Origin of the sequence: Kitasatospora sp. NPDC096077 (genome assembly GCF_040303245.1) — a bacterium.
Taxonomy (GTDB): Bacteria; Actinomycetota; Actinomycetes; order Streptomycetales; family Streptomycetaceae; genus Kitasatospora.
The window spans coordinates 159,552-185,086 of the sequence record NZ_JBEOSV010000003.1 but is presented as its reverse complement, the minus strand read 5'-3'; the positions used below and the strand labels follow the sequence as shown (position 1 = coordinate 185,086).

Sequence of the window (25,535 nt, the reverse complement as noted above, 5' to 3'; positions counted from 1 at the left end):
CCGGTGTAGCGCCCGTCCGGCGCTCGGATTCTCGGTGGCCGCGGCAGCCCGGGGCCCGTACCGTCCCGGGTATGAACGCGAAGCGCCCCTTGATCGCCGTGCTCACCGGCGCGGGCATCTCGACCGACTCCGGCATCCCCGACTACCGCGGCCCGCAGGGGCTCTGGCGCAAGGACCCGTCGGCCGAGGAGCTGGTCACCATCGGCCCGTACCGGCGGGACCGGCAGGTGCGCGAGCGGGCCTGGCGGATGCGGCTGGAGACGTCCGAGCTGGCTGCCGAGCCCAACGCCGGGCACCGCGCGCTGGTCGAGCTGGAGCGGTCCGGGCTGCCGCTGCGGGTGCTCACCCAGAACATCGACGGGCTGCACCAGCGGGCCGGCCTGACCGACCGCAAGGTGCTCGAACTGCACGGCAACGTCCGGGAGACCCAGTGCCTGCGCTGTCGGGTGGTCGGGTCGATGGCGGAGGCGCTGGCCCGGGTCGAGGCGGGGGAGCCGGACCCGGACTGCCGGGAGTGCGGCGGGATCCTGAAGCCGCGGATCGTGATGTTCGGCGAGAACCTGGACCAGGAGGTGCTCGGCCAGGCCGACACGATCGCCCGCGCCTGCGACCTGTTCATCGCGATCGGCACCAGTCTCCAGGTGTTCCCGGTGGCCGGACTGCCGTACAACGCGGTGAAGTCGGGGGCGAAGCTGATCATCGTGAACGCCGAGGGGACGCCGTACGACGCGGCCGCGACCGAGGTGATCCGGGAGCCGATCTCGGAGGCGCTGCCGGAGCTGGTGCGACGGCTGGTGCGGGAGCGGGCCTGAGGACGGGAGGACGGGAGGGTCTGTCTACGGACGCACCGCGTGCGTACGATGATCTTCCCGGCTTCCCCTCACGGCCTGGAGTGATCGAGCAATGACGACGACGGCGAAGTTCGACCCCTGGTCGGCGGCGTTCGTGGCCCACCCGTACGACGCGTACGCCGAACTGCGCGAGCACGCGCCGGTGGCGTACCACGAACCGACGAACCAGTGGCTGGTCTCCCGCCACGAGGACGTCAGCGCCCTGCTGCGGGACCGGCGGCTCGGCCGCACCTACACCCACCGGTTCAGCCACCAGGAGTTCGGCCGCCCCGAACCCGACCCGGCGCACGAGCCCTTCCACACCCTCAACGACCACGGGCTGCTCGACCTGGAGGCGCCCGACCACACCCGGATCCGCCGGCTGGTCTCCAAGGCCTTCACCCCGCGCATGGTCGAGGGGCTGCGGCCGACCGTCCGGCGACTGGCCGGGGACCTGGTCGACGGGCTGCTCGCGGCCGGCGGCGGCGACCTGATCGCCTCCGTCGCCGAGCCGCTGCCGGTCGCCGTGATCGCCGAGATGCTGGGCGTGCCGGAGTCCGACCGCCACCTGCTGCGCCCCTGGTCCGCCGACATCACCGGCATGTTCGAGCTCAACCCGAGCGAGGAGACCGCCCGCCGGGCCGTCACCGCGAGCACCGAGTTCTCCGACTACCTGCGCGCACTCATCCGCGAGCGCCGGGCCGCCCCGGGCGAGGACCTGATCAGCGCGCTGATCCAGGCCCAGGAGGGCTCCGACGCGCTCAGCGAGCAGGAGATGGTCTCCACCTGCGTGCTGCTGCTCAACGCCGGCCACGAGGCGACCGTCAACACCACCGGCAACGGCTGGTGGGCGCTGTTCCGCAACCCCGGCGAACTCGCCCGGCTGCGCGGCGCGGTGGACGAACTGCTGCCCACCGCCGTCGAGGAACTGATGCGCTGGGACACCCCGCTGCAGATGTTCGAGCGCTGGGTGCTGGAGGACATCGAGGTCCGCGGCGTCACCGTCCCGCGCGGCGCCGAGATCGCCCTGCTCTTCGGCTCCGCCAACCGCGACCCGGAGCGCTTCGCCGACCCCGACCGCCTGGACCTCGGCCGCACCGACAACCCGCACATCACCTTCGGCGCCGGAATTCACTTCTGTCTGGGCGCTCCGCTCGCCAGACTGGAGCTCACCGAGTCCTACGGCACGCTGCTGCGCCGGGCCCCGGGCCTGCGGCTGGTTCGCGAGCCCGAGTGGAACCCGGGTTATGTGATCCGCGGGCTCAAGGAACTGCTGGTCGAGGTCTGAGAACCGGGACGTCTGAGAAGCGGGACGTCCGAGAACCGAGGGGGAGAGGGCCGTGGGCAAGGCGACGGGGGCACTGCTGGGGCTGGCGATCGGCGACGCGATGGGCCGGCCGACCGAGTTCCAGGACGTCGAGCGGATCGCCGCCGAGCACCCGGACTGGCGGCAACTCCCGCTGCCTGCGAGGGCGTTGGTGACCGACGACACCCAGATGACGCTCGCCCTCGGCCGCGGCCTGCGCACCGCCCTGGCGCGCGGGCCGCTCACCCCGCTGCGGCTGACCCGGCCGGTCCGCGAGGAGTTCGTCGACTGGTGGCGCTCCCCGGAGAACAACCGCGCCCCCGGCATGACCTGCCTGCGCGCCTGCGAGCGGCTCAGCCGCGACGAGTACCGCTGGCAGCAGGCCAGTGACGTCGGCTCCAAGGGCTGCGGCGCCAACATGCGGGTCGCCCCGATCGGGCTGGTCCGCGACCTGGACGCCCGGCAGCTCGCCGGCGCCGCCCAGCTGCAGTCCGCGCTCACCCACGGCCACCCGACCGCGCTCGCCGCCAGCGACCTCACCGCGTACGCCGTGCGCCAGCTCGCCGACGGCCTTCCACCCGCCGACCTGCCCGCGGTGCTGCGGGCGTACGCGTCGGCGAGCCGCGAGCGGTACGACGAGTTCTGGCTCGGCGACCTCGCCGACCGCTGGTACGGCGCCTCCCCGCAGGCCGTCATCGCCCGTGGCTGGGACGACTGCCTCACCGTGCTCGACCGGTTGGACGCCGCGCTCGCCGCGCCCGACCTCGACGCCGACCCCTGCCTGGCCACCGGCGAGGGCTGGATCGCCGAGGAGGCCTTCGGCACCGGCCTGCTCTGCTTCCTGCTGCTGCCCGACGACCCGGTGGCCGCCGTCCGCCGGGCCGCCTACTCCAGCGGCGACTCCGACTCGCTCGCCTGCCTGGCCGGCGCCTTCGCCGGCGCCCACCACGGCGAGGCGGTCTGGCCGCAGGAGTGGGTCGAGCGGATCGAGTACCGGGACGAGCTGCTGGAGCTCGGCGCGCTCTGGGACTGAAACCCGCCGGACACGCCCGGAACCCGTTCCCGGGGCGGCGCGTCGAAGGGCCATGACGAACCGCAGCACGCTCGGAAACCACCGCCGTCGCCCGGCGGCGCTGCTCCTCGCCGCCGCCCTCGCCGCACCGCTGCTCAGCGGCTGCGGCGGCACCGGAACCGCCGCCACCGGGGAACTGCGGGCCGCCGCCCCGGCCTCCCGCCCCGCCGTGGACCAGGCCCGGGTCGCGGCCACCGCCCAGGCCACCGACGCCTTCGGGCTGGACCTCCTGCACGCGCTCACCGCGCAGCCGGACGCCGCCGGGCGCAACACCGTGGTCTCGCCGTCGGGCCTGGCCACCGTGCTCGCCATGCTGCTCCCCGGCGCGCGCGGCGCGACCGCCGACGAACTCGCCAAGGCCCTACACACCGACCTCGCCCCCGAGCAGTACGCCCTCGCCGTCGGCGCGCTGAACCGGCCGGCCGCGGCCACCGACAAGCTCACCCTGCGCGAGGCCGACGAGGTCTGGACGAAGCAGGGGCTGGCGGTCTCACCCGGCTACCTGGCCACCCTCGCCACCGCCTTCGACGCCGGGGTGCACACCGCCGACTTCGCGAAGAACCCGGAGGACGCCCGCACGGCGATCAACGCGGCCGTGGCCAGGACCACCGACGACCGGATCAAGGACCTCCTCCCGCCGGGCGCGGTCACCACCGACACCCGGCTGGTCCTCACCGACGCGCTCTACCTGAAGGCCCGGTGGGCCACCGAGTTCAAGCCCGCGAACACCGCCGACCGCCCCTTCCGCCGGCTCGACGGCTCCGCCCCGAACGTCCCCAGCATGAGCCGGGACGGCGACCTCAAGTACGCCGACGGCTCCGGCGGGATCGCCGGGGAACCCTGGCAGGCCGTCGAACTCCCTTACGCGGACGGCACCTTGGCGATGGACCTGATCGTCCCGGCGCAGGGCGGCTTCGCGGCCTTCCGCAAGGGCCTGGACCAGCCCCAGCTGGACCGGATCCTCGGCGCCCTCGCCGAACAGCCCGTCGACCTCCAGCTGCCGCGCTTCCACTTCGACACCTCGAACGAGCTGAGCTCCGCGCTGCGCTCGCTCGGCGTCCACGCGGCCTTCGCGCAGCCCGACTTCGGCGGCATCGCCGCGGAACCGCTCGGCCTCACCGCGGTGCTGCAGAAGGCCACCGTCCAGGTCGACGAGGGCGGTACGGTCGCGGCGGCCGGCAGCGGCGCGGTGGTCGCCGGGGCGGTGCCGGCCGCGCGGCAGCCCGCCGAACTCCACATCGACCGGCCGTTCCTGTTCCTGATCAGGGACACCGCCACCGGGCGGCCGCTGTTCCTCGGCCAGGTCACCGACCCGCAGGCCGGGTAACCGACCCGCAGGCCAGGCCACCGGCCTCAAACAGGGGAGCGGGGGTTCACCAGGCCGGGTAGCGCCCGCCGAGCGCCGGGTGGCCCGGGTCGCGGCTGCCGAACAGCACCAGCAGGTCGTCCGCGACCGTCAGCAGCTCGGTCCGCCCCTCGATCGCCCGGGTCCAGCCGTCGGGCAGCGCCGAGGCGCCGTACGCGGCCCCGACCAGGTTGCCGCAGACCGCGCCGGTCGAGTCGCTGTCCCCGGAGTGGTTGACCGACAGCAGCAGCGCGGTGCGCACCGGGTCGGGGTCGAGGGTGGCCGCCAGCAGCGAGTACACCGCGATGGCCAGGCACTCCTCGGCGATCCAGCCCAGTCCGACCCGTTCCACGGTGTCCGCCGAGGGCTCGGCCTCCTGGGCCAGCCGTACCGCCCGGGCCAGCGCCTGCACGGTCTCCTTGGAGCGCGGCAGCTCGCGGATCTGCTCCACCGTCTCGCCGACCGCCGCCCACGGCTCCGTCCCGGCCGCCAGCCGCTCGACCAGTGCCGCGAAGGCGCCCGCCGCCAGGTAGCCGGTCGGGTGCCCGTGGGTGAGCTGGGCGCACTGCACGGCCAGCCCGAAGGACTGCTCGACGCCCAGCCGGGCCAGCCCGAACGGCGCCGAGCGCATCACCGTGCCGCAGCCCTTGGAGCCGGGGTTGATCGGCCCCGGCAGCCCGATCGGGGCCGGCGCCTCGAACACCGGGTGCTCGGAGGCCCCGCTCAGGCAGGCGTTGCCCGGCGCCCGCCGGGCGTACAGGAACGGCCGGCCCAGCAGCCAGCCGTCGTACGGGCGGGGCTGCGGCTCGGTGTCCGGCGCGGGCTGGAACTGGGTGCGCAGCCAGCGCCGGTACGCGCCGTGCACGGCCTCCGGCACCGAGCCGCCGCCGCCCGTCCAACCCCGGACGAAGCCGCGGATCAGGCCCTCGGCGGTGAACAGCGTCATCTGGGTGTCGTCGGTGACCTCCACCGATCCGGTACCCCCGGACGGCAGTGTGGTCACGCCCTGCGGTCCGAACCGGTCCTGGATCTGGTGGAGCTGCTGGAACTCCACCGGCCAGCCCAGCGCGTCACCGATCGCGCCGCCGAGCAGCGCACCGCGCACCCGGTCCCGGTATCCCGACTCCGCCGCCGACTCGGTCACGTCGAATCCCCCTTCGTTCGTGGCGGGGTCGTTTCTATCAGGCGGGACGTCGGTTGTGGATCTCGCCCCGCCCGTGCAGCGCCGCCCGGTCGGCCGCGGCCCGCCCGGCCGCCCAGCCCTCGCCGTCGCTGACCCGCACCCGCTGCGAGACCAGCTTCGGGAACAGCCGGCCCACCTCGTCGTCCACCGCCGCCGAGCGGGCGGCCAGCGCGGGCAGCAGCCGCTCGTCCGGCAGCAGCTGCTCCTCGGTGCCGTCCTCGCGCAGGTGGCGGCCGACCGCGGCGTCGCTGGTGGCCCGCTCGGTGGCGGCGGTCAGCCGCTCGCGGATCCGCGCCGCGTAGGCGACCAGGAAGGACTGCCGGAACGCCTTGCTGCGGGAGTCCTTGCCGGAGCCCGCCTTGTTGAGCGCGTGGGTGGCCTGCACCAGCAGCGAGGTGTAGAGCAGCTCGACGCCGTCCAGGTCCCCGTCGAAGCCGATCACGGTGCAGAAGCCGAACTCCTTGGCCCACACCACCCGGCACCGGTTGGCCGCCGCCACCGCGTCCAGCAGCATCGTCTTGGGGCCCTCGTACGGGTTGTCCACGCCGATCCGCAGCGCCGCCGGGGTGTCCCGGCCGGCGGTGGCGGCGGCCAGCAGCGCCTCGTCGATGCTGTGCTGGGCCATCAGCTGCTGGGCCTTGGCGGTCAGCGCCTCGGCCTCCTCCGGGTACTCGGTGGACTCGGCCTTGGCCAGCAGCGCCCGGATCCGGGCCAGCATCCGCGGCTCGCCGGTCACCGGGACGGCGGGGCGCTCCGCCCGTACGGCCTGGCCGGGGGCCGGGCCGACCGGCGCGATCGGGGGCAGCCGGCCCCAGCTGCGCAGCAGCTCCAGGACGGCGGTGGCGAGCGCGAAGCGGTCCAGCCGGTGCCGGTGGGCGAAGGCCCCGAGGTACTGCTCGTCGGCCGGCCACCAGACCTCGGTCTCCAGCTCGCGCAGCTGCTCCTGCCAGCGCCGGTCCAGTGCGGCGGCGGGGTGCCGGCGGCCCTCGGCGGCGATCAGGTCCACCGCGAGCGCCAGGTGGACGGGCTTCAGTCCGCGCCGCACCACCCGCACCAGGTCCGCCGGGCGCCACCCGGCCGACCAGCAGCGGCCCACCGCGGTGTCCGCGTACCCCAGCAGCGCCCGGCTGACCGCCGACCACTGCCCGGCCGAGGCGGCCAGCAGCGAGGCCCCGGTGTCCAGCGCGAGGTCCAGCCCCTCCTCCGGCGCGGTGAGCACCGCGCGCACCGCCTGCTCCAGCAGCGGCCCGGCGTTCCCGTCGCCCTGCTGCGCGCGCTTGCCCACGGTGTGTCCCTGCTCTCCTCGACGGTTTCGGCCCCTCCGGCCATGATGCCGGAGGGGCCGAGGGGACGGGATGCGCCCCGGGGCTACCGCTCGATGGCCTTGGCCATGATCTCCGGCACCCGGTCCAGCAGCTTGGCGGCGGCCAGCCGGATGCCCAGGGTGGCGACCAGGGCGCCGTAGAGCGGGCCGAGCAGCAGCAGCGGCCAGGTCGGACCGTCCGAGGTCAGCGCCCAGAGCAGGTAGCCGCCGACCGGCAGGGCGAGCACCGCGACGCCGAGCATCGAGCCGAACTGGTTGAGCAGGATCAGCCCGCCCTGCCCGGGGGCGGCGTTGCGCATCGGGTTGCTGTCGGCGGGCATGGTGTACGGCGCGATCACGCTGAACACCGAGCCGAGCGCGATGCCGCAGCCGAGCACCGCCAGGGCCAGGCCGATCGCGGACGGCAGCCCGGCCCAGTCGCCGGTGGCGGCGGCCAGCACCAGCCCGAGCACCAGCGTGACCGGGACGGCGTACGACAGCACCGCGTACGCCCGGCCGCGCAGCTCGTCCCGGGCGTCGGCGGGGGTGCGCAGGGTGGCGGCGACCATCCAGAACGCCGAGCCGTCCATGCCGAACAGGTTGAGCATCTGCAGCCCGAGGAAGGTCCCGGTCATGGCCAGCAGGTAGACGCTCGACCAGCCCTGGACCACCGACAGCACGCAGATCACCAGCGTCATCCCGATGCTGGTGAACAGCGCGGCCTTGGCCCGCGGTTCGCGCCAGGCGTACCGCAGGTGGCGCTGCATCACCGCGCCGGTGCGGCCCTCGGGCAGGAACCGCCAGCCGCGGCTGTTCTCCACCCCGCGGGCCACCTCCAGGGTGGACGAGTCGGCGGTGACCATCAGCTCCTGGAGGCTGCCCCGCCACCAGCGCAGCAGCAGGACGAGCAGTGCGGCGGCCGCGGCCAGCTGCAGCACCGCCTGGGGGTACTCGCCCGCGCCGACGCTGCGCGGGGCGTCGACCGCGCTGATCGGCGGGATCCAGCGCAGCACCCCGGCGATCGGCTTGAGCGGGCTGAGGTCGAGGTCCTGGCCGTGCTGGCGGCCGAAGATGCTCTGCGAGCCGACGTTGGCGGCCTGGACGAGAAGGGCGAAGGCCAGCCCGCCGAAGATCGCGAAGTCCTTGCCACGCCGGCTGGAGAGCATCCGGGCGTTCCCGGCCGCGACCGCCCGGGACAGCGTGATCAGGCAGAGCAGCGCCAGTGGCACCGCGACCACCGCGACCGCGGCCGAGGCGCCCCCGTCCGCGCCGGACAGCACCGCACCGGTCACCAGCACCAGGCTGATCAGCGGACCGGGCCCGATCAGCGCGGCCAGCAGCGAGCCGCGCAGCAGCGGGCCGGGTCGCAGCGGCAGCATGGTGAGCCTGGTCGGGTCGGCGCTCTCGTCGCTGGAGAAGAGGAACAGCGGCAGCGCGGCCCAGCCCAGGGTGAGCACGCCGAGCAGCATCACCCCGGTGTCCCCGGAGCCGGCGTAGCGCCCGTTCAGCATCGCCATGCCGAGGGCCGTCAGGCCCGCGAGGAGCAGGCCGAGCACACCGCCGATGACGTACACGGCGGTCCGGCCGGGGCTGCGGCGCAGCCCGTTGCGCAGCAGCCGCAGCTTGAGCGCGACCATGCCGCGGACCACCGTTCGCCCGTCGGGCACGGTCGGGGAGGTCACTGGGCGCTCCCGCCGAGCCAGCCGAGGGCCTGGCCGTCGTCCTCGCGGACGCCGATCAGCTCCAGGAAGGCCTCGTGCAGGCTGCGCCCGCCCCGGACGGTGTCCAGCGACCCCTGGGCGATCACCCGGCCGGCGTTGACCACGGCGACCCAGTCGCAGAGTTGCTCGACCAGTTCCATCACATGGCTGGAGAAGACCACCGTGGAGCCGGCCGCCGCGTACCGCTTGAGCACGCCGCGGATCGTCTGGGCGGAGACCGGGTCGACGCCCTCGAAGGGCTCGTCCAGGAACAGCACGTCGGGGTTGTGCAGCAGGGCGGCGGCCAGGCCGATCTTCTTGCGCATGCCGGTGGAGTAGTCGGCGACCAGCTTGTCGGCGTCCCGGCCGAGGTCCAGGACGGCCAGCAGCTCCTCGGCGCGGCGGTCCACCTCGGCGGCGGGCAGGCCGCGCAGCCGGCCGGTGTACTGGAGCAGCTCGCGCCCGCTGAGCCGTTCGAACATCCGCAGGCCCTCGGGCAGGATGCCGATCCGGGCCTTGACGGTGACCGGGTCGGCCCACACGTCGGTGCCGTGCACCAGCACGGTGCCCTGGTCGGGCCGGAGCAGGCCGGTGACCATGGACAGGGTGGTGGTCTTGCCCGCGCCGTTCGGCCCGACCAGGCCGATGAACGCACCGGCGGGCAGCTCCAGGCTGAGCCCGGCCACCGCGGCCTGGGTGCCGAAGTGCTTCCACAGTCCTTGGATGCTGACGGCGGAGGGGGTGCCCGGTCCGGAGGGTCCGGCAGGTCCGGCGGGACCGGCGGGGGTCGGTTCGTCGGGCGACGGTGCTGACGCCTGCATGGCGGCCTTCTGTCTGTGGTCGTGGGTGGTCGGGCGGGTGGTCATGGGCGGTCGGGCGGCTGGTCGGGCGGGGCTGCTGCGGGCCCAGCCTGTCACCGCCCGAACAGGCTGTCGCCCGCTTTGAGGATCCCCTGAGCCTGTCCGCCGAACGGGTGAGGCGCGCCGTGCGGCGGCCGTTCCCGACGGCCGGGTTCCGGTTGGCGTGGATCGGTCGGCGATCCGATCCGGCAACTACTCAGTTCCCTTGTTCGTCCTGCACTATGAGGACCAGTGAGCACACGGGGGTGCCGTGTTGCCGGGAGGTGGCGGATGTCCGTTCAACCGTGGGGCGAGCCCGGCCCCGCCGATCGGCCCGGCCGACGGCCGGCGCCCGGCGGCTGGCCGGCTCCGTCGTCGTCCCAGTCGTCCCCGCAGGCCGCGATGCGGGCGAGCCACGCGGACCGGGACCGGACGGTGGACGTGCTGAAGGCCGGGTTCGCCGAGGGCCGGCTGTCCGCCGAGGAGTACGAGCAGCGCCACGAGGCCGCGGCCCGGGCGCTCACCTACGGCGAGCTGGCCGTGCTGGTGGCCGACCTGCCGACCGGGCCGATGACGCCGCTGCAGGCCGCGCAGCCGGTCCCGGCGACCTTCCTGGTGCCGCCGCCGGTGCCGCAGGCCCGGCCCACCAGCGTGCTGGCGGTGGTCTCCCTGGTGTGCGGCCTGACCGGCTTCCTGGCGCTGCCGGCCCTGCCCGCGGTGATCACCGGCCACCTCGCCCGCGCGCAGATCCGCGAGCGCAACCTGGACGGCGACTGGGCGGCCGTCCTGGGCCTGGTGCTCGGCTACCTGGGCAGCGCCTTCTGGCTGCTGATCTTCCTGCTGGGCGTCGCCTAGGCGTGGCCCGGGGCGGTTCCGCTCCGCTGGCGGGGCCCCGCGGACTGTGGTAGAGCGGGTGGAGGGCGGCCCGACACCGGCCGGTCGCGCACGGGACACCGGGGCGACACCCGGCCGAAGGCCGCGACCTGCGGCGTTGCATTTGTTTTGACCGCGCCCCATGCGCTAGGTACGCTCTGACCTTGTGCCTGGGGTGTCCCCGGGTCCTTGTGCGTGCATGCACACCGGTCGCCGCGCCGAGCCGGAGCGCTTCCCAGCGCGCCGCGCGTAGAGCGCCGTCGCTGTACATCAGCCATGGGATTCCGTGTCGGAAAACGCCCAACACACCCGACCGCGTGGGTCGACCACGGGGTCTGGTGCGAGGGAGACACCACAGGTTAGTTCCACCAAGCCTTGGCACACAGAAAACGGAGAAACGGTGCCTACGATCCAGCAGCTGGTCCGAAAGGGCCGGCAGGACAAGGTCGAGAAGAACAAGACTCCCGCGCTGAAGGGCTCCCCGCAGCGCCGTGGGGTCTGCACGCGTGTGTACACGACCACCCCGAAGAAGCCGAACTCGGCGCTTCGTAAGGTCGCCCGTGTGCGCCTCACCAGCGGGATCGAGGTCACCGCTTACATCCCGGGCGAGGGCCACAACCTGCAGGAGCACTCCATCGTGCTGGTGCGCGGTGGTCGTGTGAAGGACCTTCCTGGTGTCCGCTACAAGATCATCCGCGGTTCGCTCGACACCCAGGGTGTCAAGAACCGCAAGCAGGCTCGCAGCCGCTACGGCGCCAAGAAGGAGAAGTAAGAATGCCTCGTAAGGGCCCCGCCCCGAAGCGCCCGGTCATCATCGACCCGGTCTACGGCTCCCCGGTCGTCACCCAGCTGGTCAACAAGATCCTGCTGCACGGCAAGCGCTCCACCGCCGAGCGGATCGTTTACGGCGCCCTCGAGGGCGTCCGTGAGAAGACCGGCTCGGACCCGGTCGTCACGCTGAAGCGTGCGCTGGAGAACGTCAAGCCGGCCCTCGAGGTCAAGTCCCGCCGTGTCGGTGGCGCGACCTACCAGGTTCCGGTCGAGGTCCGTCCGGGCCGCGCCAGCACCCTGGCGCTGCGCTGGATGGTCGGTTACTCCCGCGCCCGTCGCGAGAAGACCATGACCGAGCGCCTGATGAACGAGATCCTCGACGCCAGCAACGGTCTGGGCGCTTCCGTGAAGCGTCGCGAGGACACCCACAAGATGGCCGAGTCCAACAAGGCCTTCGCGCACTACCGCTGGTAGTCCGTACCCCGTCACTAGACAGAGAGAGAACGAGCCACCATGGCTGCAACCTCCCTTGACCTCGCCAGGGTCCGCAACATCGGGATCATGGCGCACATCGACGCGGGCAAGACCACCACCACCGAGCGGATCCTGTTCTACACCGGTGTCTCGTACAAGATCGGTGAGGTCCACGATGGCGCTGCCACCATGGACTGGATGGAGCAGGAGCAGGAGCGCGGCATCACGATCACGTCGGCCGCGACGACCTGCCACTGGACGGTCGACGGCGTCGACAACACCATCAACATCATCGACACCCCGGGTCACGTCGACTTCACCGTCGAGGTGGAGCGTTCGCTGCGCGTCCTCGACGGTGCCGTGACGGTGTTCGACGGTGTCGCCGGTGTCGAGCCCCAGTCCGAGACCGTGTGGCGGCAGGCTGACCGCTACGGCGTCCCGCGCATCTGCTTCATCAACAAGCTGGACCGCACGGGCGCGAACTTCTTCTTCTGCGTCGACACCATCGTGGAGCGCCTCGGCGCCACCCCGCTGGTGATGCAGCTGCCGATCGGTGCCGAGGCGGACTTCCAGGGCGTTGTCGACCTGGTCCGCATGAAGGCGCTGGTCTGGTCCGCCGAGGCCGCCAAGGGCGAGATGTACGACATCGTCGACATCCCGGCCGACCTGCAGGAGCAGGCCGAGGAGTACCGCACCCAGCTGATCGACACGGTCTCGAACGTCAGCGACGAGATCATGGAGCTCGCCCTCGAAGAGGCCGAGATCCCGGTCGAGCTGCTGCAGGACGCGATCCGCAAGGGCACCCTGAACTCGGACTTCACCCCGATCTTCTGTGGTACCGCCTTCAAGAACAAGGGCGTTCAGCCCCTGCTCGACGCGGTCGTCAAGTACCTGCCGTCGCCGCTGGACATCGAGTCCGTCGAGGGCACCAAGCCGAACGACCCGGACACCAAGATCTCGCGCAAGGCGTCGGACGAGGAGCCCCTCGCCGCCCTCGCGTTCAAGATCATGTCCGACCCGCACCTGGGCAAGCTCACCTTCGTCCGGATCTACTCCGGTCGCCTGGAGTCCGGCACCTCGGTGCTGAACGCCGTCAAGGGCAAGAAGGAGCGCATCGGCAAGATCTACCGCATGCACGCGAACAAGCGTGAGGAGATCGAGTCGGTGGGCGCCGGCGACATCGTCGCCGTCATGGGCCTCAAGCAGACCACCACCGGTGAGACGCTGGCCGACGAGAAGCACCCGGTCATCCTGGAGTCCATGGACTTCCCGGCCCCGGTCATCCGCGTCGCCATCGAGCCCAAGTCCAAGGGTGACCAGGAGAAGCTGGGTGTCGCCATCCAGCGTCTCGCCGAGGAGGACCCGTCCTTCCAGGTCAACACGGACGAGGAGACCGGCCAGACCATCATCGCGGGTATGGGCGAGCTGCACCTCGAGGTGCTCGTCGACCGTATGCGCCGTGAGTTCAAGGTCGAGGCCAACGTCGGCAAGCCGCAGGTCGCGTACCGCGAGACGATCCGTCAGGCCGTCGAGCGCATCGACTACACGCACAAGAAGCAGACCGGTGGTTCCGGTCAGTTCGCGAAGATCCAGATCGCGATCGAGCCGCTTGAGCAGGCCGAGGGCTACGAGTTCGTGAACAAGGTCACCGGTGGCCGCGTGCCGAAGGAGTACATCCCTTCGGTCGACGCCGGTTGCCAGGAGGCCATGGAGTTCGGTGTGCTCGCCGGCTACCCGCTCCAGGGTGTCCGCGTCACGCTGCTCGACGGTGCCTCGCACGACGTCGACTCCTCCGAGCTCGCGTTCAAGATCGCCGGTTCGATGGCCTTCAAGGAAGGCGCGCGGAAGGCCAAGCCGGTCCTCCTTGAGCCGATGATGGCCGTCGAGGTCACCACGCCCGAGGACTACATGGGCGACGTGATCGGTGACATCAACTCTCGCCGTGGCCAGATCCGGTCCATGGACGAGCGTTTCGGCGCCCGCGTCGTCACGGCGCTGGTGCCCCTCTCCGAGATGTTCGGCTACGTCGGTGACCTGCGCAGCAAGACCTCTGGTCGCGCCAACTACTCGATGCAGTTCGACTCGTACGCCGAGGTCCCCAAGGCCGTGGCCGAGGAGATCATCGCCAAGTCCAAGGGCGAGTGACATCCCGACATTCGGGATGATTCACACCCCTTAGGCTGTCGAGAGGCGACCCGGGAGGATCCGTCCGGATCCTCCCGGGCCCTCCGGCCCCCCACCCACGGGGCGGCGCGAGGTGCTTCGGGCACCCGGGTCGGGCCCGTATCAAAGACCAACTGACGTCAGCACGGCGTACAGGAACTGTCCTCAGGAGGACTCAGTGGCCAAGGCGAAGTTCGAGCGGACGAAGCCCCACGTCAACATCGGCACCATCGGTCACATCGACCACGGCAAGACCACGCTGACCGCGGCCATCACCAAGGTGCTGCACGACGCGTACCCGGAGATCAACCCCTTCACGCCGTTCGACCAGATCGACAAGGCGCCGGAGGAGCGTCAGCGCGGTATCACCATCTCGATCGCGCACGTCGAGTACCAGACCGAGGCGCGTCACTACGCCCACGTCGACTGCCCCGGTCACGCTGACTACATCAAGAACATGATCACCGGTGCGGCCCAGATGGACGGTGCGATCCTCGTCGTCGCCGCCACCGACGGCCCGATGCCGCAGACCAAGGAGCACGTCCTCCTGGCCCGCCAGGTCGGCGTCCCCTACATCGTCGTCGCCCTGAACAAGGCCGACATGGTGGACGACGAGGAGATCCTGGAGCTCGTCGAGCTCGAGGTCCGCGAGCTCCTCTCCGAGTACGAGTTCCCGGGCGACGACCTGCCGGTCGTCCGCGTCTCCGCGCTGAAGGCGCTGGAGGGCGACAAGGAGTGGGGCGAGAAGCTCCTCGGCCTCATGCACGCGGTCGACGAGAGCATCCCGACCCCGGCCCGCGCCGTGGACCAGCCGTTCCTGATGCCGATCGAGGACGTCTTCACGATCACCGGTCGTGGCACCGTCGTCACCGGCCGCATCGAGCGTGGCATCCTCAAGGTCAACGAGACTGTCGACATCATCGGCATCAAGGAGACCAAGACCACCACCACGGTCACCGGCATCGAGATGTTCCGCAAGCTGCTCGACGAGGGCCAGGCCGGTGAGAACGTCGGTCTGCTCCTCCGTGGCATCAAGCGCGAGGACGTCGAGCGCGGCCAGGTCATCATCAAGCCGGGTTCGGTCACGCCGCACACCGACTTCGAGGCCCAGTCCTACATCCTGTCGAAGGACGAGGGTGGCCGTCACACCCCGTTCTTCAACAACTACCGCCCGCAGTTCTACTTCCGTACCACGGACGTGACCGGCGTCGTGACCCTCCCCGAGGGCACCGAGATGGTCATGCCGGGCGACAACACCGCCATGACCGTCGCGCTGATCCAGCCGATCGCCATGGAGGAGGGCCTGAAGTTCGCCATCCGTGAGGGTGGCCGCACCGTCGGCGCCGGCCAGGTCACCAAGATCATCAAGTAATTGATGCTCTGACCTGCCTGCCCCGTCAGGCTCGTCCGAAGGGCCCCACGCACCTCGGTGCGTGGGGCCCTTCGGCGTCTAACCCGGCGCTCACCTGCGCGCACTTCCTCTCACGGGGTGCTCATCGCGGACTGTTATGGTCGGCTCACCATCCAGCCCCGCCGTCGCGGAAAGTGGGATCCAACGCATGTCTACGGCACCGCTGTTGTCGGTCGTGATGCCGATCTACAACGAGCAGGAGGCGCTCCCGCTGACGGTCGAGCGGCTGCGTCCGATCCTGGACGCGCTGGGGGTCGCCTACGAGGTCGTCGGCGTCGACGACGGGAGCCGGGACGCCACGCCCGTGCTCATGCAGAAGATCCGGCAGGACTGGCCCGAGTTCCGCATCGTCCGTTTCGCCCGCAACTCCGGGCACCAGGCCGCGCTCACCGCGGGCATCCACCGGGCCCTCGGCGACTACGTGGTCAGCATCGACGCCGACCTCCAGGACCCGCCGGAGAAGATCCCGGAGATGCTCTCGCTGGCCCGCGAGCAGAGCCTCGACGTGGTCTACGGCGTGCGTGGGGACCGCGGCACCGACACCGCCTTCAAGCGGCGCACGGCCGGCGCCTACTACTGGCTGATGCGCCGGCTGGTCGGCAAGCGGATGCCCAACCAGGCCGGCGACTTCCGGCTGCTCAGCCGGGCCGCCGTGGACGCCCTGAAGCGGCTGCCCGAGCACCAGCCGGTCTACCGGCTGCTGGTGCCCTGGCTGGGCTTCCCCAGCGGCGAGGTGGTGTACGTCCGCGAGGAGCGGGTGGCCGGCGCCACCCACTACCCGCTGTCCAAGATGCTCCGGCTCGCGCTGGACAGCATCACCAACTTCTCCGCCGCCCCGCTGCGACTGGCCACCTACCTCGGCCTGATCAGCTTCGTGGTCTGCATCGCGCTCGCGGTCCACGCCACCGTCTCCTACGCGCTCGGCTCGACGGTGCCCGGCTGGTCCTCGCTGTTCATCGGGATGCTGTTCCTCGGCGGCGTGCAGCTGATCTGCGTCGGCCTGCTGGGGGAGTACGTGGGCCGGATCTACTCGGCGGTGCAGAACCGTCCGACCTACTTCGTCGGCTACGACTCGGCCGAGGACGACGAACGGGGCCGGGGCCGGTGACGCTGATCGAGGAGCCCGTCGGGCCCACCCCGGGCGAGCCCGTCGAGCCCGCCCCCGGGGCCCGTCGCCAGCTGCCGTCCTTCCTGGTCATCGGCGTCCTGAGCACGGTCTTCTACCTGGGGCTGTTCGTCCTCGCCCGGTTGTTCACCGACCCGCAGGTGGCCAACCTGATAGCGCTGGCCGTCAGCGCGGTCGCCAACACGGCGGCCAACCGCCGCTTCACCTTCGGGGTGGTCGGCTCGCAGGGGATGGTCCGCCACCAGCTGCAGGGCGCGGTGGCCTTCCTGATCGGCCTCGGCCTCAGTTCGGGGGTGCTCGCCCTGCTGGACCGGCTGGTGCCGCACGCCGCCCGGCCGGTGGAGGTGGCCGGGCTGGTGGTCGCCAACGGGCTGGCCACGGTGGCGCGGTTCGTGCTGCTGAAGGTCTGGGTCTTCCGCGGGGGTGCCGCCGGGCCCGCCGGCTCCTGACCCCTCCTGCCCCCTCTTGTCCCTTCTTGCCCCCGAACGGATCGGGACGGCCCCCGGGGTCGGTCGTTCGTGGACCGCCCTTCCCCGCCCCTGGGTCACTGGGGGTAATCGGGGCCTCGGTATGCTTGGCCCCCGTAGCCTGCCCGCAGATGGTGGATGAGGTCCGGACCCGGTAGGGGGAGACGGGCGGCAGGGACTGAACCGGAGGGGCACGGCACCGTGTCGACCGTACACAGCTCGCCCGACATCGGGATCCAGCAAGCGACCGCGCCGCCGGAAGAGCGTCGGGCCCCGGGCGGCGGCCGGTGGACGGGCCGCAACCCGCTCGTGCTGGCCGGCGGACTCGCGCTGTCCTGGCTGGTGCCGGCCGTCCTGGTCGCGCTCCACCTGGGCGTCGTGCTGCTGCCGCTGCTGCTGATCGCGACGGCCGCCGTGATCCGGGTCGGCGGCGTGCTGCTGGACCGGCTCTTCGTCGCCGCGCTGATCCTCTTCGGCGCGGTGCTCACCTTCGGCCTGGCCTTCTCGCTCTGGCCCTGGGGCCTCTCGCCGGTGGCCACCACCGGGGTGCTGTCCAGCGTGCTGACGGTGGCCGCCTGGGCCGCCCGGCGGGCGCCGCGGCTGCCGCTGCGCTTCCGCTGGTCCGACCTGCTGGTGCTGGGCACCTTCGCCGGGTTCTGGCACTACCTCTTCCACCCCGTCGCCGGATCGTCGGCGGCCGAGCGGGTCGCCTACTTCGCCACCGCGGAGGACCGGCTCTCGCACTTCTCGTTCTTCTCCGGCATCCAGAGCGTCGGAGGCTACAACTTCCTCCACCAGGACGCCGCCAGGGCCTATCTGATACCGCCCTCCGAGGTGACCTACCCGCAGGGCTCGCACTTCCTGCTGGCCTGGGTCGACAGGTTCTTCCACACCGGCGCCGACCCCGGCGACATGGTCCAGACCATGAACCGGTACTTCCTGTACCTGCTGGTGGCGTACGCGCTGTTCTGCACCGCGCTGGTCTGGGCGGCCCGCTGGATCGGCGGGCCGCGGCTGCGCGGCTGGCGGGCGGCGGCGGTCTGCGCGACCGTCGGCTCGATCATGTTCGCCAGCAACTACCTGGACCTGCTGGCCCACGGCTTCGACTCGACCTTCATCGGTCTGCTGTTGATCGCGCTCGCGCTCGCGGTGCTGATCCGGCCGGCGATGGGCCGCGTCGAGTTCCTGCTGGCCGCCTCCGCCGGGCTGATCGCCGTCACCTACACGTACAACATCTACGGCGCGTTCATCGGCGTGGCGCTGCTGGGAGCGCTGGTCGTGCACCGGCGCAGGTTCGCCGGGCGCTGGTGGTGGACCCTCGGTGCGCTGGCGTGCGCGCTGGCTGTGGCCGCACTGCCGAGCGTCCTCTCGGTGATGGGCGACCTGGACGTGGCCAGCGCCTCGAACATGAGCGGCCCGAGCGTCAGCGCGGACCGCGCGATCCTGATCGGCGGCGGGCTGCTCGGGCTGCTGGCGGCGGCCATGCCGCGCAACCGCCGCACCGCCACCGGCCAGGCGCACCTGGCGGTGCTGCTCGGCACCGGCGGTCTGCTCAGCGCCTTCGCGGTCTACCAGCTGCACACCATCGGCAAGTACTCGTACTACTTCCACAAGATGACGGCCGTGGGCGTCGTGGTCGCACTGATATCGATCGGCGCGGTCGGGTCGGTCCTGCAGACGTCCCACCGGGGCTCCGGCAACGCGTGGACCCGGCGCGTGGGCGAGCTGGTGCTCTCCGGGCTGACCGTCGCCACCGCGCTGAGCCTCTTCGCCAACGTGCAGTGGGGCTTCCTGGCCACCAAGGACAGCCCGTCCGCCTGGTCCGCCAACCCGCTGGTGGCCTGGGGCCGCGGCGGGTTCGAGACCGACATGGGCCCCAAGGGCATGGACGGGCTGAAGGTCCTGCGCAGCGACGGACCGGTGATCGCGCTGGTCTCCAACGACGACGTCAAGAACCTCAAGGCCACCTGGCTCGCCTCGCTGATGAACCGGCGCGGCGGCGACATGAAGGCGCTCTACGACATCCACTGGGTGGACATCGGCGGTCCGCAGGTGAAGGAGGAGGACTACCAGCGCTCCTTCGGCCGGCTGAAGGGGGCCATCGAGAAGCTCCCCGCGCCGCACCCGACGCCGACCATCCTGACCGCGGACCGTTCCGTGGGGGACCGGATCAAGCGGGATCTGGCCGAGCACGGCCTGACGGTCAACGTGCTGAGCGATCCGGGGATCCTGTGGACCCAGCCGTGGGGCCGTACCTTCCCCGGGACCGTCTGAGATGACGTCCGGGGGAACGGGAGTGCGCACGGAGCATTCACCCCTACCCGCTACTATTCACAGCAATCGCACGGCATGGCCGGCCTCGTGCGGAGGTGCCTGGCACGGCCGGCCGGTGAATTCGGTGGTCATGTGATGAAGAACCCGATCGCCAAGCTGCTTGGGGTGCTTCCCCCGGGGGCGCGGCTCGTGGTCGGTGGCACGGTCGTGCTCGGGGCCTCGGCGTACGTCTACATGGCGCTCGTGGGCTACAGCCTGAGCACCGTCGGCGCGGCCAGGGTGACGATGCTCTGGACCATCGTGATGTCCGTGGGGTGGGGACTCTTCCAGCCGGTCGAGCTGGAGCTGACCCGGCTGGTGGCCGCCCGCAAGGTGGCCGGACACGGCGCGTTGCCCGCGGTGCGGCGGATGCTGCTGCTCGCCATGGGGCTCCTGGTCGCGGTCTGCGCGCTGCTGGCGGTCGCCTCCCGGCCGATCGCCGACCAGCTGTTCAGCGGTGACCGCAACCTGGTGATCGCACTGGCCGGCGGTCTGGCGGGCCTCGCGGTGAGCTCGGTGGCCCGCGGCGCGCTGGCCGGCCTCGGGCTGTTCGGCCCGTACGGTACCCAGCTGGCCGTCGACGGCGGGCTGCGGATCGGGCTGGCCGCGCTGGCGGCGGCGTGCGGCCTGCACTCGGCGGTGGTCTTCGGTCTGATCCTCTTCGTCTCCCCGCTGGCCGCCTCGCTGATCGGCCTGCGTGACACCCTGGCCGACCGCACCCCGGGGCCGGAGGTGTCCTGGAAGCAGCTGACCAGCGGCCTCGGCCTGCTGATCGCCTCGGTGATGCTCAGCCAGCTGGTGGTCAACGCGACCGTGGTCTGCGTGCGCCTGCTCGCGCCGAAGCACTCCGAGGCCTCCGACGCGCTGGTCTTCGCGATCGGCCAGGCCGTCGTGATGGCCCGGGCGCCGCTGTTCGCCTACAGCGCCCTGCAGGCCTCGATGGTCTCCGCGCTCTCCGGCGCCGCCGCGGCCGGGAACCACGCCGAGTTCCGCAAGGTGCTGACCCGCACCACGGCGATCGTCGCCGCGATGTGCATCGGCGGTGGCCTGCCGGTCATCGTGCTCGGTGCCAAGCTCAACCCGCTGCTCTTCAACGCCAAGGACGTGCTCGGGCCGCTGGACTTCCTCTGGCTGGTGTTCGGAACGCTCTGCTACGTCCTCGCGACGGTCTTCGGTCAGGCGCTGATGTCCAGTGCCCAGCACCGCCGCCAGCTGGTCGGTTGGACCGCGGGTTCCGTAGCATTGGTGGCTGTCGCGCTCGCTCCGGGTGACATCGGCCTCCGCGCGGAGCTCGCCTACCTGGCCGGCTCGCTGGTCAGCGCGGTCCTGATGCTGTGGTCGCTCTACCGCGCGTTCCCGTCCCGCCCCGCCGTCCCGACCGACCGGCCCGCAGCAGAGCCGCTGCGGACGTCCTGAGGTGCGGGGCCGACGCCATGACCATCACCCATAGACAGACCCGAGGCACGGGCCGCCGTGCCGTTCGCCAAGCATGGAGCACCTGTGTCCGAGTATGACAACGTCTGGCTGGTGATCCCGGCCTACAACGAAGGCCAGGTGATCGCCGACGTCGTGGAGGGGGCACGCAAGACCTTCCCGAACATCGTGGTGATCGACGACGGCTGCACCGACGACACGGCCGAGCACGTCATGACGACCGGCGCCCACCTGGTGCGGCACCCGGTCAACCTGGGGCAGGGCGCCGCGCTCCAGACCGGTCTCAAGTACGCGCTCGCCCAGGAGGGCGCCGAGTACTTCGCGACCTTCGACGCGGACGGCCAGCACCAGACCGCGGACGTCGAGAAGATGGTGGCGCTGCTGCGCGGGGGCGAGGCCGACATCGTGCTCGGCTCCCGCTTCATCGAGCAGACCGGCCAGGTGCCGTGGATCAAGCGGGTGGTGCTCCGCACCGCCGCCGCGGTCAGCCCGACCGCCCGCAAGCTCAAGCTCACGGACGCGCACAACGGTCTGCGGGTGATGAACCGCGAGGCCGCCAGCCGGATCAAGATCACCATGAACGGCATGGCGCACGCGTCGGAGATCGTCTCCTTCCTCGCCGGCTCGGACCTGCGGGTCGCCGAGCTGCCGGTGGACATCCTCTACACCGACTACTCGCGCGCCAAGGGCCAGTCCCTGATCAACGGCGTGAACATCCTCTTTGACATCTCGCTGCGGGAGCGTAACGGCCGATGAACCACCTCTGGATCCAGCTCATCCTGGTCGTGGCCGCGGTGGCCATGGCGCTCGTCTTCGTCTGGCGCTGGGACAAGGCGAACACCCGGGCGTGGAAGCGCATCGCCTTCACGCTCTTCGTGATCGTCAACGTGGTCGCGATCCTGTGGCCGAGCGGCGTGACCAAGCTGGCCACCGCGCTGGGCGTCGGCCGCGGCACCGACCTGGTGCTCTACCTGATGGTCATCGCCATGGGCTTCCTGACCCTCAACACCTACCTGCGCTTCCGCTCGCTGGAGAAGAAGATCACCGACCTGGCCCGCACCGTGGCCATCACCGAGGGTGTCCGGCACAACAGCGACCGCCTCAACGCCCCGGTCGGCTCCGAGCACTGATCGAGAGCGGCCACGACGGCGCGGTACCACCGGTCGAGGGCCGGCACCCCGGGCGGGTGCCGGCCCTCGACCACAGCCGACCCCGGCCGACACGGTCGTCCGGAAAAGCTGGTTGACTTGGCTCGCCCGGCGGCCGCGGCCGGGCGGCACCGAAGCGTGACCCAGGACCAGGAGGTGCGGCGCCGTCATGAGCGTCGATTTCGTCATTCCGTACTACGGCGACCCGGAGTACCTGTTCGCCACCATCGACAGCATCCGGGCCCAGCACCAGCAGGACTGGCGGCTGACCGTGGTGGACGACCAGTACCCGGGCAACCGGGCGCTGGAGTACATCGAGGGCCTGGGCGACGACCGGATCCGCTACGTCCGCAACGAGGAGCGGCTCGGCCCCAACGGCAACACCTACAAGGCGTCCACCCTGGCCGAGCGCGAGTTCGTCTCGATGATGGGTGCCGACGACCTGCTGGAGCCGGACTACCTGGACGTCGTCCTGGAGCGGATGAAGGCCGACCCGAACGCGATCGCGGTCCAGCCGGGTGTGAAGGTGATGGACAGCGACGGCGTCCTGGTGCCGGGGCTCGGCATCGGCGACAAGGTCAAGCGCCGGATCGCCGCCCCGGCCCGCAAGGCCGGCCTGATCAGCGGCGAGGACGCGGTGAAGAGCCTGCTGTCCGGTAACTGGCTGTACACCCCGTCGCTGCTCTACCGCCAGTCCGCGCTCTCGAAGATCCCGTACCGTCCGGACATCGACGCCGTCCACGACCTGGCGTTCATGGTCGACATGCTGATGGAGGGCGGCAACCTGCTGGTCGACGAGCGCGAGGTGTTCCGCTACCGCCGTCACCAGGCCAGCGACTCCTCGAACCGGGTCAAGGACGGCAAGCGCTTCGACGAGGAGCTGAAGTACTACGGGCTGATCGCCAAGGAGCTGCGGGCCAAGGGCTGGAACGCCGCGGCCCGCTCGGCGGACCTGCACCTCTCGTCCCGGCTGCACGCCCTGATGGTCGCCGCCGGACGCCTCGGCGCGGGCGACTTCACCCATGCCGGCGCCATGGTGGGCCGCGCCGTCCGCAGCAGCTGACCCGGCCCGGAACGGGGCCGCGGCCGCGCGTCGTGCACCGAACGATCACACTGGCTCCACAATCCGACCGCGTGGCAGACTTCGTGAGCGATCCAAGGAGTGGGGGTGCGTGCGGGTGACGCACGGCGCATCCGCAAGCAGGACATGACAAGTGCTGGTTCCAACAACAAGGGAAGTGCCCCGGTGCAGCCGTTGATCGATTCCGCCCACGAGGCCGACGAGCGGGCGCCACGGGAGGGTGGCGAGGGGAACGCGACCGGGGCCGCCGAGGGGACGACGCCCTCGGCCCTCGCGGTCCGGCTGGGGGCCCTCGCCACCCACCGCTGGTTCTGGCCGGTCGCCCTGCTGCTCGGCTACCTCGGGCAGACGGCGTTCCGGCTGGTGCTGTCGATCCACAACTACTACCCCTCGGTGCACGCGGACGAGGACGGCTACCTCGCGATCGCGCGGGTGCTGGCGGGCCGGCCGACCACCGAGATGCCGACCGGCGTGATCATCCCCGGCGGCTACTCGCTGCTGATCTCGCCGGCCCTGCGGATAGCCGACAACCCGGCCACCGCGTACCACCTGATCATGGTGATCAACGCGGTGCTCAACGCGCTGGTCTTCCCGCTGGCCTTCGTGGCGGCGCGCCGGCTGGGCCTGTCCCGGCCGCACGCGTTCGTGGCGGGCACCGCGGTCGCGCTGGTGCCGCCGGTGATCTTCTACTCCCAGTTCGTCATGACGGACACCGTCCTCCCGGTGCTCCTGCTGATCTGGGTGATCGGGATGCACGGCTGGCTCTCGCCCGGCTCGCCGCGCCGCCGCGCGCTCCAGGCGGTGGCGATGAGCCTGGCCGCCGGCTACTCGATGGCCACCCATGACCGCGGTGGCGTGGTCGTGGCGCTGACGGCGCTGGTCCTGGTCGTGGTGCTGGTCTTCGGCTGGGCGCCGCGGCTCACCTCGCTGGCCGGGATCGGCGCGCTCGGGGTGTCCTACCTGGGTGCCAAGCTGCTGGACGGCTTCGTCACCAGCCAGTTCAAGGACGTGCCCGGGGCCGGTGTCGGCAACAAGGTCTTCGAGAACCTGGAGGACGGCAAGTACACCGGCACGATCATCGTCCGCAGCCTCGGCGAGCTGTGGTACTTCTTCACCTCCTCCTACGGCCTGGGGGCGGTCGCCTTCGTGCTGTGCACGGTGGCCGTGTTCCACCGCCGGTTCTCGGTGGCCGAGCGGGTGGTGGCCTTCTGCATGGTCGCCATGCTGTGCGGCACCGCGCTGGCCTCCGCCGCGGGCCTCGCGGACAACGAGCGCATCGACAACTGGGTGTACGCCCGGTACTGCGCCGTGCTGGTGCCGGTGTTCATGGTGGTCGGCCTGGCCCCGCTGTTCCGGGCCGGCCGGCGCTCGCTGCTGCGGCTGGCCCTGGCCGGCGTGGTGGTCGTCGGGATCACCGGACTGTCGGTCACCGAGTACGCGGGCTCCAAGCTCAACGCCTGGGTCATACCGTGGACCGTGCCGGACGCGCAGTTCCTCTCGTCGACCTACGACGGCCTGCACATGGGCCGTACGACCTTCGGTGCGCTGGCGGTGCTCGCGGCCTGTCTGCTGCTGCGGGTGGCCGGCGGTCGCCGGATCGTCGCGGCCGTGGTGGGCTGCCTGGCGGTCTTCGCCGCCTACGCGACGGTCACCGTCACCAACAACATCGCCGAGTCGCACTCCAAGTTCCGCCAGTACGAGTCCGTCGGCCTGGCCAAGGAGGCCGGCCTGGGCAAGGGCGACAACGTGATCCTGGACTGGGACCTCGACTGGGGCACCCGGATGTCGCTGGCCTTCGAGGTCTACTGGGGCCGGGTCTGGACCGACAACGTGAAGTACGGCAACACCCCGCCGGAGCAGGCCAACGCGATGCTGCTGACGGTCTCCAAGGACAAGGGCGCCACGCCGGAGTCCAGTTGGCAGAAGCCGCTGCCGGGCTGGCACGTCGCGAAGTACAACATGGACCGCGGCTGGGTGCTCTGGCGCAAGGGCTGAGCACGGTCACCCGATCGGGGTCGGTGAGGTACGCCTCACCGGCCCCGATTGGCATTTCGGCTGCTCCATGTGGCAGTATGTCCAAGTTGCTCGGTTGAGTGCCGATGCTGCGCGCCTCCCGCCGGGAGGACCGGAAGCGAGTCCCATGTACTCGTCGTTCCCGTGATGGCCGTCAAGCGTGAGTTCTACGCCACGGCAGCTGCGGGGCGAAAGTACGGGAATCTTCCGGGAAGCGTGAGCGGGGCCTCGATCCGGCCACCCCCACCCCGAAAGTTTGAAACCGACGAAGTATTTCGCCGGTTTTTTGCAAGCGCGAGTGCGACACGCCCGAGCGCGGGGGTCGGAGGGGGGTCGCGCGGCAACTTGACAGAAGGACTACTGAGTAGCCATGGCGGGACAGAAGATCCGCATCCGGCTCAAGGCCTACGACCACGAGGTCATCGACTCCTCGGCGAAGAAGATCGTCGAGACGGTGATCCGTACTGGTGCGCAGGTCGCGGGCCCGGTGCCGCTGCCCACTGAGAAGAACGTGTACTGCGTCATCCGCTCGCCGCACAAGTACAAGGACTCGCGCGAGCACTTCGAGATGCGTACTCACAAGCGTCTGATCGACATCCTCGACCCCACGCCGAAGACGGTTGACTCGCTCATGCGTCTCGACCTGCCGGCGGGCGTCGACATCGAGATCAAGCTCTGAGAGG

At 71.2% G+C, this 25,535-nt stretch carries 22 protein-coding genes; 18 read left to right on the top strand and 4 right to left on the bottom strand.

Annotated features, from left to right (window positions below; genetic code table 11):
- Nucleotides 1–71: 71 nt before the first annotated feature.
- The 4 genes from ABTZ03_RS04455 to ABTZ03_RS04440 all read left to right on the top strand — a co-directional run bounded on the left by ABTZ03_RS04455 (nt 72) and on the right by ABTZ03_RS04440 (nt 4,535).
- Entirely contained in the window at nt 72–812 is a 741-nt protein-coding gene (locus ABTZ03_RS04455; protein ID WP_350511335.1) for an SIR2 family NAD-dependent protein deacylase, read from the top strand.
- A 91-nt stretch (nt 813–903) separates the two neighbouring features.
- Nucleotides 904–2,118, top strand: a complete 1,215-nt coding sequence (locus ABTZ03_RS04450) for a cytochrome P450 (RefSeq protein WP_350511334.1) — start codon at nt 904–906, stop codon at nt 2,116–2,118.
- A 100-nt stretch (nt 2,119–2,218) separates the two neighbouring features.
- Nucleotides 2,219–3,169, top strand: coding sequence for an ADP-ribosylglycohydrolase family protein (locus tag ABTZ03_RS04445; protein ID WP_502894390.1), 951 nt, complete (start codon nt 2,219–2,221; stop codon nt 3,167–3,169).
- A gap of 52 nt (nt 3,170–3,221) precedes the next feature.
- Nucleotides 3,222–4,535, top strand: coding sequence for a serpin family protein (locus ABTZ03_RS04440; protein WP_350511332.1), 1,314 nt, complete (start codon nt 3,222–3,224; stop codon nt 4,533–4,535).
- A gap of 46 nt (nt 4,536–4,581) precedes the next feature.
- Here the strand turns inward: ABTZ03_RS04440 and ABTZ03_RS04435 are convergent, their stop codons facing one another.
- The 4 genes from ABTZ03_RS04435 to ABTZ03_RS04420 all read right to left on the bottom strand — a co-directional run bounded on the left by ABTZ03_RS04435 (nt 4,582) and on the right by ABTZ03_RS04420 (nt 9,560).
- Nucleotides 4,582–5,697: an ADP-ribosylglycohydrolase family protein gene (locus ABTZ03_RS04435; protein ID WP_350511331.1), complete on the bottom strand. Its 1,116-nt coding sequence runs from the start codon at nt 5,695–5,697 to the stop codon at nt 4,582–4,584.
- A gap of 37 nt (nt 5,698–5,734) precedes the next feature.
- Complete coding sequence (locus ABTZ03_RS04430; protein ID WP_350511330.1) at nt 5,735–7,021, bottom strand: DUF2786 domain-containing protein; 1,287 nt, start codon at nt 7,019–7,021, stop codon at nt 5,735–5,737.
- Nucleotides 7,022–7,104: 83 nt separating this feature from the next.
- Nucleotides 7,105–8,721, bottom strand: coding sequence for a transporter (locus ABTZ03_RS04425; RefSeq protein ID WP_350511329.1), 1,617 nt, complete (start codon nt 8,719–8,721; stop codon nt 7,105–7,107).
- Entirely contained in the window at nt 8,718–9,560 is an 843-nt protein-coding gene (locus ABTZ03_RS04420) for an ABC transporter ATP-binding protein (RefSeq protein WP_502894389.1), read from the bottom strand. The genes ABTZ03_RS04425 and ABTZ03_RS04420 overlap by 4 nt, the downstream gene beginning before the upstream one ends.
- 309 nt (nt 9,561–9,869) lie before the next feature.
- Between ABTZ03_RS04420 and ABTZ03_RS04415 the strand changes: the two genes are divergently transcribed.
- The 14 genes from ABTZ03_RS04415 to rpsJ all read left to right on the top strand — a co-directional run bounded on the left by ABTZ03_RS04415 (nt 9,870) and on the right by rpsJ (nt 25,531).
- Entirely contained in the window at nt 9,870–10,433 is a 564-nt protein-coding gene (locus ABTZ03_RS04415; RefSeq protein ID WP_350511327.1) for a DUF1707 and DUF4190 domain-containing protein, read from the top strand.
- 418 nt (nt 10,434–10,851) lie between these two features.
- Nucleotides 10,852–11,223: a 30S ribosomal protein S12 gene (gene rpsL / locus ABTZ03_RS04410; RefSeq protein ID WP_014144289.1), complete on the top strand. Its 372-nt coding sequence runs from the start codon at nt 10,852–10,854 to the stop codon at nt 11,221–11,223.
- 2 nt (nt 11,224–11,225) lie between these two features.
- Nucleotides 11,226–11,696: a 30S ribosomal protein S7 gene (gene rpsG / locus ABTZ03_RS04405; RefSeq protein WP_030055803.1), complete on the top strand. Its 471-nt coding sequence runs from the start codon at nt 11,226–11,228 to the stop codon at nt 11,694–11,696.
- Between the two features lie 39 nt (nt 11,697–11,735).
- Complete coding sequence (fusA, locus tag ABTZ03_RS04400; protein WP_350511326.1) at nt 11,736–13,841, top strand: elongation factor G; 2,106 nt, start codon at nt 11,736–11,738, stop codon at nt 13,839–13,841.
- Between the two features lie 196 nt (nt 13,842–14,037).
- Complete coding sequence (gene tuf, locus ABTZ03_RS04395) at nt 14,038–15,231, top strand: elongation factor Tu (RefSeq protein ID WP_031063092.1); 1,194 nt, start codon at nt 14,038–14,040, stop codon at nt 15,229–15,231.
- A gap of 187 nt (nt 15,232–15,418) precedes the next feature.
- On the top strand, nt 15,419–16,378 hold the full coding sequence (locus ABTZ03_RS04390; RefSeq protein ID WP_350511325.1) for a glycosyltransferase family 2 protein: 960 nt from the start codon (nt 15,419–15,421) through the stop codon (nt 16,376–16,378).
- Nucleotides 16,375–16,845 carry a GtrA family protein gene (locus ABTZ03_RS04385; protein WP_350511324.1) on the top strand — a complete coding sequence of 157 codons (471 nt, stop codon included), beginning with the start codon at nt 16,375–16,377 and terminating at the stop codon, nt 16,843–16,845. Before ABTZ03_RS04390 ends, ABTZ03_RS04385 begins: the two co-directional genes overlap by 4 nt.
- A gap of 219 nt (nt 16,846–17,064) precedes the next feature.
- Nucleotides 17,065–19,137 carry a hypothetical protein gene (locus tag ABTZ03_RS04380; RefSeq protein ID WP_350511323.1) on the top strand — a complete coding sequence of 691 codons (2,073 nt, stop codon included), beginning with the start codon at nt 17,065–17,067 and terminating at the stop codon, nt 19,135–19,137.
- A 135-nt stretch (nt 19,138–19,272) separates the two neighbouring features.
- A complete protein-coding gene (locus ABTZ03_RS04375) occupies nt 19,273–20,592 on the top strand; it encodes a hypothetical protein (RefSeq protein ID WP_350511322.1) in 1,320 nt (439 codons plus the stop codon).
- Between the two features lie 84 nt (nt 20,593–20,676).
- Nucleotides 20,677–21,366, top strand: coding sequence for a glycosyltransferase family 2 protein (locus ABTZ03_RS04370; protein WP_350511321.1), 690 nt, complete (start codon nt 20,677–20,679; stop codon nt 21,364–21,366).
- Nucleotides 21,363–21,740 (top strand): DUF2304 domain-containing protein, encoded by a 378-nt coding sequence (locus ABTZ03_RS04365; protein WP_350511320.1) that lies wholly within the window; start codon nt 21,363–21,365, stop codon nt 21,738–21,740. Before ABTZ03_RS04370 ends, ABTZ03_RS04365 begins: the two co-directional genes overlap by 4 nt.
- A gap of 187 nt (nt 21,741–21,927) precedes the next feature.
- Nucleotides 21,928–22,821 carry a glycosyltransferase family 2 protein gene (locus ABTZ03_RS04360; protein WP_350511319.1) on the top strand — a complete coding sequence of 298 codons (894 nt, stop codon included), beginning with the start codon at nt 21,928–21,930 and terminating at the stop codon, nt 22,819–22,821.
- Nucleotides 22,822–23,004: 183 nt separating this feature from the next.
- Entirely contained in the window at nt 23,005–24,834 is a 1,830-nt protein-coding gene (locus tag ABTZ03_RS04355) for a hypothetical protein (RefSeq protein WP_350511318.1), read from the top strand.
- 388 nt (nt 24,835–25,222) lie between these two features.
- A complete protein-coding gene (gene rpsJ / locus ABTZ03_RS04350; RefSeq protein ID WP_012785157.1) occupies nt 25,223–25,531 on the top strand; it encodes a 30S ribosomal protein S10 in 309 nt (102 codons plus the stop codon).
- Nucleotides 25,532–25,535 lie beyond the last annotated feature (4 nt).

What these genes read in the sequence shown, in the direction of transcription:
- ABTZ03_RS04455 (WP_350511335.1), top strand. Translation starts at nt 72, where the DNA reads ATGAACGCGAAGCGCCCCTTGATCGCCGTGCTCACCGGCGCGGGCATC.
- ABTZ03_RS04445 (WP_502894390.1), top strand. Translation starts at nt 2,219, where the DNA reads ATGGGCCGGCCGACCGAGTTCCAGGACGTCGAGCGGATCGCCGCCGAG.
- ABTZ03_RS04450 (WP_350511334.1), top strand. Translation starts at nt 904, where the DNA reads ATGACGACGACGGCGAAGTTCGACCCCTGGTCGGCGGCGTTCGTGGCC.
- rpsG (WP_030055803.1), top strand. Translation starts at nt 11,226, where the DNA reads ATGCCTCGTAAGGGCCCCGCCCCGAAGCGCCCGGTCATCATCGACCCG.
- ABTZ03_RS04360 (WP_350511319.1), top strand. Translation starts at nt 21,928, where the DNA reads ATGAGCGTCGATTTCGTCATTCCGTACTACGGCGACCCGGAGTACCTG.
- ABTZ03_RS04440 (WP_350511332.1), top strand. Translation starts at nt 3,222, where the DNA reads ATGACGAACCGCAGCACGCTCGGAAACCACCGCCGTCGCCCGGCGGCG.
- ABTZ03_RS04415 (WP_350511327.1), top strand. Translation starts at nt 9,870, where the DNA reads ATGTCCGTTCAACCGTGGGGCGAGCCCGGCCCCGCCGATCGGCCCGGC.
- rpsJ (WP_012785157.1), top strand. Translation starts at nt 25,223, where the DNA reads ATGGCGGGACAGAAGATCCGCATCCGGCTCAAGGCCTACGACCACGAG.
- ABTZ03_RS04365 (WP_350511320.1), top strand. Translation starts at nt 21,363, where the DNA reads ATGAACCACCTCTGGATCCAGCTCATCCTGGTCGTGGCCGCGGTGGCC.
- ABTZ03_RS04375 (WP_350511322.1), top strand. Translation starts at nt 19,273, where the DNA reads ATGAAGAACCCGATCGCCAAGCTGCTTGGGGTGCTTCCCCCGGGGGCG.
- ABTZ03_RS04390 (WP_350511325.1), top strand. Translation starts at nt 15,419, where the DNA reads ATGTCTACGGCACCGCTGTTGTCGGTCGTGATGCCGATCTACAACGAG.
- fusA (WP_350511326.1), top strand. Translation starts at nt 11,736, where the DNA reads ATGGCTGCAACCTCCCTTGACCTCGCCAGGGTCCGCAACATCGGGATC.
- ABTZ03_RS04420 (WP_502894389.1), bottom strand. Translation starts at nt 9,560, where the DNA reads ATGCAGGCGTCAGCACCGTCGCCCGACGAACCGACCCCCGCCGGTCCC.